This is a genomic window from Pectobacterium sp. HCp5_1 (genome assembly GCF_032905925.1).
Lineage (GTDB): Bacteria > Pseudomonadota > Gammaproteobacteria > Enterobacterales > Enterobacteriaceae > Pectobacterium > Pectobacterium brasiliense_A.
In genome coordinates, this window is sequence record NZ_JAUMIO010000058.1 from 1 (window position 1) to 9,257 (window position 9,257).

Below are 9,257 nucleotides of genomic sequence, written 5' to 3' on the forward strand. Positions count from 1 at the left end.
TCAGTGCCGGTATATGTGGCAGTTACTGGAACAGGTAAAGCGATTTATGAATGCCGCTTCGCCGTTCCCCGGAAATCAACATGGTTTGGCTAAAGTGGAGCGGTAATATGCAAAGCTATTTAGTAGAAACGGACCTGCTCCACTTCACGCCCTGAGGCATTCAACAACCTACATGTTTAGACGCTGGTTCAGGAGTAATTTGCTGTGTCAGAATTTGAGTTCCCATTGAATGATCAGAAACTGTGAGGGATATGCATTGAAAGTGTTGGTCAAACGCATCGGTTATGCCGATACGCGTTACGTGCGATGGGATCAGCCATACGATAAGTAACATTTTGTATAAACGGAACTCAGCCTGGATTGCGCTACACCTGGCGTTAAGAACTTCATTCGCAGAGCACACAGCCCGCCTGGAATCAGGAAGGGGATATATCGGAAATCCCTCCATCTACCTGAATATGCTTCACAATATCCTGTCCATCTGGTAAGAATTAACCGTAGTTGGTGGGTTGCTCCAGATAAAGGATTAATCTATCGTGAGGGGATATAATGATTACTGGCAGTTGTGTGGATCACTTATGCTTAATACGCCTGAACTGATAGTCCCAATCATCGGATTTTGCTCTTTTAGTTGTGGGATTACCTCTTACCTCGCATGCAAAGGACAAGGGTTAAGCAAATTTGGCTGGGTACTTGTTGTCTGCAATATTGCTGCTTTCCTGTATCTGAATAACATCCTTTTCATCGATCTGATTCAAAGAGTTGCAGATACCGAAGATGGCTATGTAAACATTTTTGATGACGAATTCGTTTCGGATGTTTCTCGTAACACGATACAGGTAATCATCTCTTATGTGGTGGCTGCTGCAATTGGCGGTTTTCAGGGAGCAAAAAGAAAATTCAAAATAGACCGATGACTTGATGGTAGGTTGGCGGTATCTCTTCATGTAGCAAAGGAATCGAGGATGCTGTAAGGAACGCAACAATATTCTTGTGCTGGAAGGTTATCCACCTTATTAGTTCGCCAGATGAGTAACTATTTCAGGGGCACTTCTGCCCCTATGATTCCGTCTTACTTTGTCGCTTGTGCTAGCACTGTAGCAGCAAGCTGTTTTGTTAGCTCGGCTGAACGGGGATTATCAAGTGCTTTAGCTGCAATAGTTTCCATTTTATCGCTGGTGTGACTGGATGCGACTCGTTGAGCAAGAGCAGAGGCTGCAAGCTGCTTTTGTAATTTAGATGCATTTGAATCGTTCAAGATTCGACCAGCAACAGAAGCGACTTTACTTGACGTTTGTTTAGGATTCTTAGCCATGCTTCAGTCCTTTACAGAGGTTGATAGGTTATATGTAGTATCATCTATCATTAGTTGGACACTACATGTAGTGTTAAGAGTAGTCCTGTTCGCTTCGATTTACAATGCTTGTATGAAGTTTTTCTGTATAAATTTACAGTCATTCACTCTCTCGACATTTTACCCATAATCTCAATCACCGGTTCGTGATTCTCCAGTTTGTCAATATGTTTAAGAATTTGCTCATAATAGCGAACAGCAGGGGAGCCAAGGGGTTGCCAATGGCCCAATTCCGTCAGATTTATGCATACAGAACTCCCCGAGATCCAGTCCATTTTTCTGTGTATTACCGTTGCGAATATGTTGGCTTTAAGTCTGACGCTACATGTCAGTGTTTCCCGTCTGCAGTACGTGATGGGGCGTATCAGCAGGATGTTCCCATTCGCACAACTGTGCAGTGATTTAGTCGTTCCACGATCAACAACCTACCCAGTCGCTTCGGTTTTAAACTCCTGTATTCTGTTTTAACGCATAATCATTATTTTTAATCACTAATCATGAAATAACTGACACTTCCTGTCAGTTTGCTGGAGTAGTATGAAGTCCAAATTCTGACCGAGATTTGATTATGGATAATTCTTCACGGCATGAGCGTCTGGCAAATCGTATCGCACTGATTTTATTGAAGCTATTTAAGGATGGTGCGGTTTCTCGTCGTGAGTTGGCAAGTCGCTTTAAGGTTACGGAAAGAACCATTTATCGTGATCTAAATCGACTAGGAGAGTTTGTCACGTGCTCTAAAGATGGGATCTATCATATCAGTATGCAAAATGAGCCAGAAGACAAACTGCCTTCGTTAGATAGTCTGAGTGAAAAAACGGGTCTGAGGGAATTACTGCCGTTATCCGGGAATGTTTCGTTACGAAATATACTCACGGCGATTGAATATAAGCGAATAAAAATATTGCCCCTCCCTCCAGAAACATTGAACTCTGAGCTACAGAAGAACACATTTTCCAGTCTGGATAAAGCCATTAAAGAGAGTTTGGTTTGCATTATTCACTATAAAGGAAAACCCAGGACTCTCCATCCATACCGTTTAATGAATTTAAAAGGAGTATGGTATCTGGCGGCAACAGATGCTGAATTGATGATTAAAGCCTTTCGGGTGAGTGCAATTGAGTGGCTGGATATCAAAAAAACAACGTTTACCCCAGACAGTGATATCCATGACTATCTTGATAGCGAAGACGATGCCTGGTTCAGCATGAACAAAATGGAAGTCACGGTTGAAGTGCTTCCCGATATTGCCCGCTATTTTGAGCGGCGTAACATACTACCGCAGCAAAAAATTATCAGCAAATCACTGGACGGTAAGTTGATTGTCACAACGCGAATTGCACATCGGGAACAACTCTTTTCTACGCTGCGATTTTGGTTGCCTAATGTGCGAATCATATCGCCCGTGACGGAAGCTAATGCATTTGTGGTGCAACTTTCTCAGTATATTGCCCAACTTACTCAAGAAAATGACCTTGTAACCGATAATGTTTTCCAGGATAACGTCTAAGGATGCCCCATGATGCACGAGCGCAAAAAAGCTGTAACTCAGTCGATTAGCCTCTGTCCAATTTGGCCAATGCAGGCTGCTGAAAAAATTGGACGAATGGTTGGTGAAATAAACCAAGCTAACAATATTATGTCAACCATCTCCTCCACGGCGCAAAACAACGCCATAAAAGGCGGTTTTGCTGCGGAAACCTGGCACGCAGAATCCTTCAATCTTGATGCCATTCTAAAAGACAAAGATGTGCGCGCTTTTACGGACAAGTTTAAGAACACCCCGCTGGGGAAAAATCATCAGGTACATGACATCGTGGTGATGAAGGGCGATGAGCAGTTAGTGGGCGCACAGCTTAAATATTTCCGCAATGCCGATGAGACGCAAAAAGCCTTCCGTTCCACCAAAGACGGTGTTCATCAGTATCAGCACAGCGATGTATTTATCGGCCCGGCAGATCAAATCGATGGGATCAAGGATTCAGCCCAGCGTACCGTACTTAAAAACCAACAAACGCGCCCGGCTGTGTCTGGGGCGGCAGAAAAAGTGCGTGATAAAACTGCCGGATCCATTGAGGCTGAGGGGGTTAAATCGACGCCACTTAGCAAGCACGAGGCTGAGGCTGTGGGGGCAGGCACACAATCGGGTAAAGATCTGCACGATAAAATGCAGACCGGATATCTCAACAAAGCGACCATCCAACAAAGCGTGCGCGCTGCGGGTTCTGCGGCTGTGATCACCACCGTGATTGCGGGCAGCATCAATACATTCCAGTATGTTCGACAGGTGAGGAATGGAGAAATCACAGTTGAACAAGCCACCATCCAGATCCTGCAAAATACGGTAATTGCCGCTGGGGATAGTGCTCTGAAAGCTGGGGTTGCCACCGCGAGCGTCAGCATTGCCGCGCGTTCCTTGCCTGGTTTGTTCGCGGGTACCGTTTTTAAACGCAGCCTTGCCAATGGCGGTATCGCGGGGACTGCCGTGTGTGCGGTGGAAGTGGTGCAAAACGTAGTGCTGTTTGCAGCAGGGAAAATCACGGCACAGGAACTCGAGTCTCGCACGGGAAAAGGCCTGTTCCAAACGGGGGCCGGTGTTGCAGGAGCATCCATAGGTGCGACTGTGGGAGCTCCCGGTGGACCTGTTGGCATGTTGGTGGGAAGCCTCATCGGCGGCTTAGTCACTACGCTGGCGATGAATATTGCGCTGGATAATCACATAGAGAAAAATTTCGAGCTTACCCTCGCTAATACCGAGCAGGTGGTGAGTGATAGCCAAGTGATGCACGATGCATTGGGTTATCTGCATCAATCCCAAATATATTACGCCGATTTCCATAAAGGCCTTTATTTATCTGAAAAACATTTTTCCAGCCAGATAAAAACCATGGAAGCGCAAAGTATTCGCTTAAGAAATAAAATTAATAATCTGTAAGGAACTAAAATGACTGATATGACTGTTGCGCAGCAACAAGAGATTTTTCATCAACCATTGGAAGGGATGGAACTGAAAGCTGTCACTGATTTGGTCAGGCAGCACAAAGCAAACGCAGCACTTACGCAGCAACTGGCACTGGACGCCTCAAAGTTGATTTCCAGCAGCCAAGAGCGATTACAAAATCAGGCGAGCAGTGGTTTTTTTAAGCGATTTTGGGGGGCTGTCAGCGGAAAAAATACTGAGAATCAGTTATTGAATCAGTCAGATGCTTTGCAGATGCAGCGGTTTGCATGGCACTATTTAATGCAACTGCAGCAGCAAAACTTAATCAATTCCCAGAGTATTGCCATTATTCGCAATAATTTGGGGACTATGAACGAATATATCATTGAAACGCGGGATTTTCTCGAACAGGCAATTGATAAAATTAACCGCCGCCTCGTACATGTGGAAAATAACACCCGCTTTAATAACTGGTCGTTAGATATAGAAGCGAATAAGCGTCGCTATAAATCCTACCCGGGTACCATTCTGGTGTTAAGCTTGGCCTATGATTTCATGCGCAGGCATCAGGATGCTGAGCTGGTGGCGGCAGATATCAATTATCTGATCGTGACGCTTGAAAAGTTAGGCGTCAACTGTGATGAAGAAGTGCGCCTGCTAGATTTCATTATTGAGCTTATAGATCAGATAGATATTATCGGCATCGATCGCTACCGTTCGCTGATCGAACTTTCGGTGGATGATTATGAAATTGACTCCCACTTTATTCAGAACAATATCTCAGGCATTGGTTTTAACGCTCTCTATTTTCTATCCGAACAATATGAAACGATCGTCTCTCTGATTGACGACGACGCGCTGTGCAACAGCGATGAAGCACGCGAAAAGCTGATTTCCAAACTTTTTGGTGAAGCCTTCTCCAGCTTATCAACCATCTACAGCATTCGCGATCTGATAAGCGAAGTGATCGGTGGCAGTTTGGTGACTATCGATATTTATCGGGATATTAATGGATTAAATGCTATTACCGTTGAGGATATGCAGGATGATTCTGCTGAGAAGTTGACTCTGGTTTCAGCATTGCCGGATATTCGTCAGCACTGCTTTCTGGACGCCACAGATAGCGAAGATAAAAAATCTCTCTATCTGCTTTTACTCGCGCTGAGTATTGAAAATTCCGCATCAATGAGTAAGCAAGGGTATGAGTTTTTAGCGCTTTTGGGGGAATATGCAGGCAGTCCTGCGGTGGTTGACGAAATTACCAGCCTTGCAGACAGCCCTTATAAATACCAGGAATATCAGCAGGTAATGTTGGAACTGCTTAGTAATGATAGCGCGCGTTACACCTGGCTTCTCGATGCGTTCTTTCTGCTAATGCTATGTGGTAAGAACATTGAAAACCCACAGGTTATGCGTTTGCTTAGTAGCCTGAAGCCTGTGCAGTTTAAGGAGAGTTTCCCCTACATGCTGGCGCTGCTTCAAGAAAATGACGAAGCGAAGTTGCTCACCAGTGCTGCGAAGCTGGTTCCGTTGACGCAGGGATGGAATAATATCTTTCGCTATCGCGAGGTGCAATTTAAAAATCAATTCTCGGAAGTGATCAAGCAGCTTTATGCCGCTAGCAATGCGTCTACTATGCTTGGTTTTGATTTGCTGAAAGTGACTGATAAAGCTGGCGATTATAGCTTTTACATGGGGTCGTTTGATGATGAAAGCTTCCTGAGTAAAGTGGGTTCCGCTGTTGGTGGATCAGCCTGTGCTCTGGGGAGAAAATCCTGCGTTTCACTCCTGAATGATTTTCGTAAAAAGGCCCGCGATTTCCTCTCGACAAACTCCTCAGTCTTGAGTAAGGCCAACGGTATCATCTCCCGCTGGGAGTTACCGACCTTTAAATACGACGATCAAATCAGTTATTCCGATTATGAATTGGATAACTCTGCAGAAAATGAAGACTGGTATAACCAACTCAGTGATTATCAGGAGCAAATTGATAATGCGTTAACGGCTTTCTCAAACGCATGTTCTGATGCTGCCGAACAGCTTGAACTGTTTGCACGTGGTGAGTTTGACCGGTCTGTCATTCGTATTAAAGAGCAGAAACATATCGAGTGGTTGCAGCAGAAAGAGTTGGAAAAACTCGATAAACAATCTGTTACGATAGTGAAAGGTGGCAGAGAGCTGCGTTTTCGGATCGAATGGCAGGATATTGAAAATCCACCCTGTGATCCGGAAAAAATTCGTCACGTCAAAACGGATGGGCATGTCTGGTTACTCGTTGATAATGATGAATGTTTCTATCGTAGTGAGGATCGACTGAACTGGCATGTCGTTAACCCTGATCCGTCAGAGAAAATACGTTATGTAAGTAAGATTATAATTGTGGAGGGTATCTGGGTGATGTTCTCCGGCTCCGATTCCGGATTCTATTATTCCAACGATGCTGTGAATTGGCAGAAAAGCCAGTTCCCGGATGTATCTAATAACTGGAGGTTCAGTTTTACCGAGGATCTTGTTTATTTTAACCATCTTTGGTTGTGGCGATTTAAGGAACGTAAGGATTATCAGTACAAAGAGGAAGGTTTTTTCTTCGACTCGACGAAAACATTGACTTACGAGAAGCCGGTTATTTTCTGTACCGACAGCCTTGATGCTAAATGGCACCGATACGAAGATGCGCCAAATTACAGCGAAGGGATTGAAATGGAGCGTCTTTGTGCGCTGCCAGGTATCGATTGCTTGTTGGCATTCTGTAAATACGACAATTTATACACATCAGTGAAGAAACGTCCTAAATCAGATCCTATTATTGAGTATCACGTGCCAGGTAAAAGTTGGCGTTCTTGCACCTGGAACAGTGAGAAGGAGTTCTATGGTGGTATTCTTGTATCCCGGATGAATGATTTGTTAATGTGCTTTTACTCTCATTTTCTGCTGACTTCTGATAAAGGTTATGAGTGGAAACAACATGCTAGCGAACTACGCGTAGCTGACTGTTTTCACTTGTCGGAGATCAGCTTGTTCCCGTCCAGCTTGAATAATCAGGTTGTCTATCTGAGTCAGGACGGTGTTGATTTCAAAGAGTTGATGCTCGATGAGGGGGACTGGCAATATCTTGCAGCGAACGAACAAGGATTGTTGAGCGTATATTCGCCTAATTCTCACGAAACATTCCTGCGACTTGGTACGTATATTTGGCAGTCTTAGGAAGAAAATTATATTACTGATGCTTAATCAGTGAACGCTTTATTACTCGTTATCTGTTTTTACGGGTAATAAAGCATCTATCCATCAGCACCAATACAACTCTAATTATTACTGAATGGATGCTGCCGAAGCGTCTGACTGCGAAAAGGGGGACTTAATCTCTACGGGTATCCAATCTCCGAAAACGAAAGATTCAATACTCCCCCCAGTGTCATCCGCTCTGGCAAGTGAGTCGCCCGAGTGCCCAGCATTTTCAAATCACCATCCACCGTCAGATCTGACGGTGGGGTTTTAAGTATTGAACCGGTAACATCCATTACCCCTTTAACTACGAAGATCTCAGGAAGGCTTTTGATGTCAGAGTATATCCAGAAAAAATGCCCATTAATAATGTTGATATTGGTCGGCCAACGCCCGTTGTAGTGGTACAGGTATACGCTTGAACCGATTTTTAAAGATGTGGGTATATTGATTTTCGAGTTATAACGGCAAAGTGGGGCACAATGGATATACAGACTTCCCGTTACCTCGATGTTTTTGGGGATTTTACTGTATTCAGCAAAGTGAATATCGCCGTGAACACAGAGGTTGGCAGGAACCTTGAAGCGACTGCCCTGGTGTTGGTGCAAATGAAGACTACCGAAAACTGCTGTCGTTTTTCCGTTTCTTTTCCACTGGATACCTTCCGCAACGAGATACGCAAAAAATGCAGAGCGTTTGTTAAGTTTATTTTTTCGCATGGATTGTCCAGTGGAATTCTATTTTATTGGTGTGCCATATCCCTGTGTGAATAATGGCTACAAACCGACAACGTTGACAAGAAACTGTTTGCGGTCATCGGTTTGCTGCACCGTGTAGGTGATAGGGAGTGTTGTTGATTGTTCCGGCCCTGTCATCAGTAAGTTTGCCGCGCACTCATAAATTTCCTGTGACTTTTGGTGTTGCATTGTTCTGACGGTGTTCACCGAGAATCTAATCTGTTCGATATTATTGGGGGCTAAACCGGATAATTGTGATTTTTTCAGCATCGCGGTTTGTTTTGCCAGTTGTTCCGTTGCGATGCTGACCACCAGATTTTTGGCATCATCGCTGTTGCATTCTGGTGTTCCGGTGTTGCATCCGGTCAGAAGTATTCCGGTAGTTATGGCAATAAGCGTTTTGCGTACAGAAGACATTGAGATTTTCCCTGCGTTGGCCGTAAAGTTTCTGCATAGCGGCGTTGGTTTAAATAGTTTGGCGACATGTTGTTTTTTCTGGCAGCGTTGCCATGTCGTGATCTGTGCCATATCCAATCCTTACCTTGAGAATAAAGAGTGCTGTTTTATTTTTTTCTGGCGGTATAAACGCCATCAATAGAGTTCTCTGCGCCGACGCCACAAAGCCCAAGAGGGAGCAAGCTGAGTACCGCCCAATTGTCATCTGAACGGCCTTTAATCAGTACCATGGTCTTTTTGTCGGGTGACAGATACATCCATGCTAAACCGGAGTCGGTTCCTGCCCAATATGGGGCTTCACCACTGATCTCACAGACGCCGGGCATACCGTTAATAGCTGGTCCGTTACCCATGATTTCAAATTTAATTGGCGACTTTGACTGATCGCTCATTTCAATGGTCATGGTGGCGGTTTTGCTGGCTAAATAGCTTCGCCAAATAGTAGATCACTCGAAGGGAACTCAGTCCGAGTTATGCGATCTGATCAATCGCCAAACCAAACAAATCACCAACCGGACTGAGCGATGCCGATCATAGCAGCAAT

Annotated in this window: 9 protein-coding genes; 5 read left to right on the forward strand and 4 right to left on the reverse strand. The window is 44.6% G+C overall.

The window, feature by feature from the left end; translation table 11 throughout:
• A partial coding sequence (locus tag Q3A88_RS21135) for a hypothetical protein (RefSeq protein WP_317178013.1) occupies nucleotides 1-106 on the forward strand: 106 nt, incomplete at its 5' end.
• A 472-nt stretch (nucleotides 107-578) separates the two neighbouring features.
• On the forward strand, nucleotides 579-917 hold the full coding sequence (locus Q3A88_RS21140) for a hypothetical protein (protein WP_317178590.1): 339 nt from the start codon (nucleotides 579-581) through the stop codon (nucleotides 915-917).
• Between the two features lie 155 nt (nucleotides 918-1,072).
• Here the strand turns inward: Q3A88_RS21140 and Q3A88_RS21145 are convergent, their stop codons facing one another.
• Nucleotides 1,073-1,315, reverse strand: a complete 243-nt coding sequence (locus tag Q3A88_RS21145) for a hypothetical protein (protein WP_249663126.1) — start codon at nucleotides 1,313-1,315, stop codon at nucleotides 1,073-1,075.
• A gap of 607 nt (nucleotides 1,316-1,922) precedes the next feature.
• Between Q3A88_RS21145 and Q3A88_RS21155 the strand changes: the two genes are divergently transcribed.
• Genes Q3A88_RS21155 through Q3A88_RS21165 form a run of 3 tightly spaced genes read left to right on the forward strand, consistent with a single transcriptional unit; the run spans nucleotide 1,923 to nucleotide 7,499 of the window.
• Entirely contained in the window at nucleotides 1,923-2,864 is a 942-nt protein-coding gene (locus tag Q3A88_RS21155) for a helix-turn-helix transcriptional regulator (RefSeq protein WP_317178591.1), read from the forward strand.
• Nucleotides 2,865-2,873: 9 nt separating this feature from the next.
• Nucleotides 2,874-4,289, forward strand: coding sequence for a hypothetical protein (locus Q3A88_RS21160; RefSeq protein WP_317178592.1), 1,416 nt, complete (start codon nucleotides 2,874-2,876; stop codon nucleotides 4,287-4,289).
• Between the two features lie 9 nt (nucleotides 4,290-4,298).
• On the forward strand, nucleotides 4,299-7,499 hold the full coding sequence (locus Q3A88_RS21165) for a hypothetical protein (protein WP_317178593.1): 3,201 nt from the start codon (nucleotides 4,299-4,301) through the stop codon (nucleotides 7,497-7,499).
• Nucleotides 7,500-7,660: 161 nt separating this feature from the next.
• On the opposite strand, the gene Q3A88_RS21170 is transcribed toward Q3A88_RS21165, so the two are convergent.
• From Q3A88_RS21170 to Q3A88_RS21180, 3 genes are read right to left on the reverse strand one after another with little or no spacing between them, the layout of a single operon-like run.
• Complete coding sequence (locus Q3A88_RS21170) at nucleotides 7,661-8,239, reverse strand: hypothetical protein (RefSeq protein WP_317178594.1); 579 nt, start codon at nucleotides 8,237-8,239, stop codon at nucleotides 7,661-7,663.
• A 57-nt stretch (nucleotides 8,240-8,296) separates the two neighbouring features.
• Entirely contained in the window at nucleotides 8,297-8,785 is a 489-nt protein-coding gene (locus tag Q3A88_RS21175; protein ID WP_317178595.1) for a hypothetical protein, read from the reverse strand.
• Between the two features lie 35 nt (nucleotides 8,786-8,820).
• Nucleotides 8,821-9,117, reverse strand: coding sequence for a hypothetical protein (locus Q3A88_RS21180; RefSeq protein ID WP_317178596.1), 297 nt, complete (start codon nucleotides 9,115-9,117; stop codon nucleotides 8,821-8,823).
• Nucleotides 9,118-9,257: the final 140 nt, after the last annotated feature.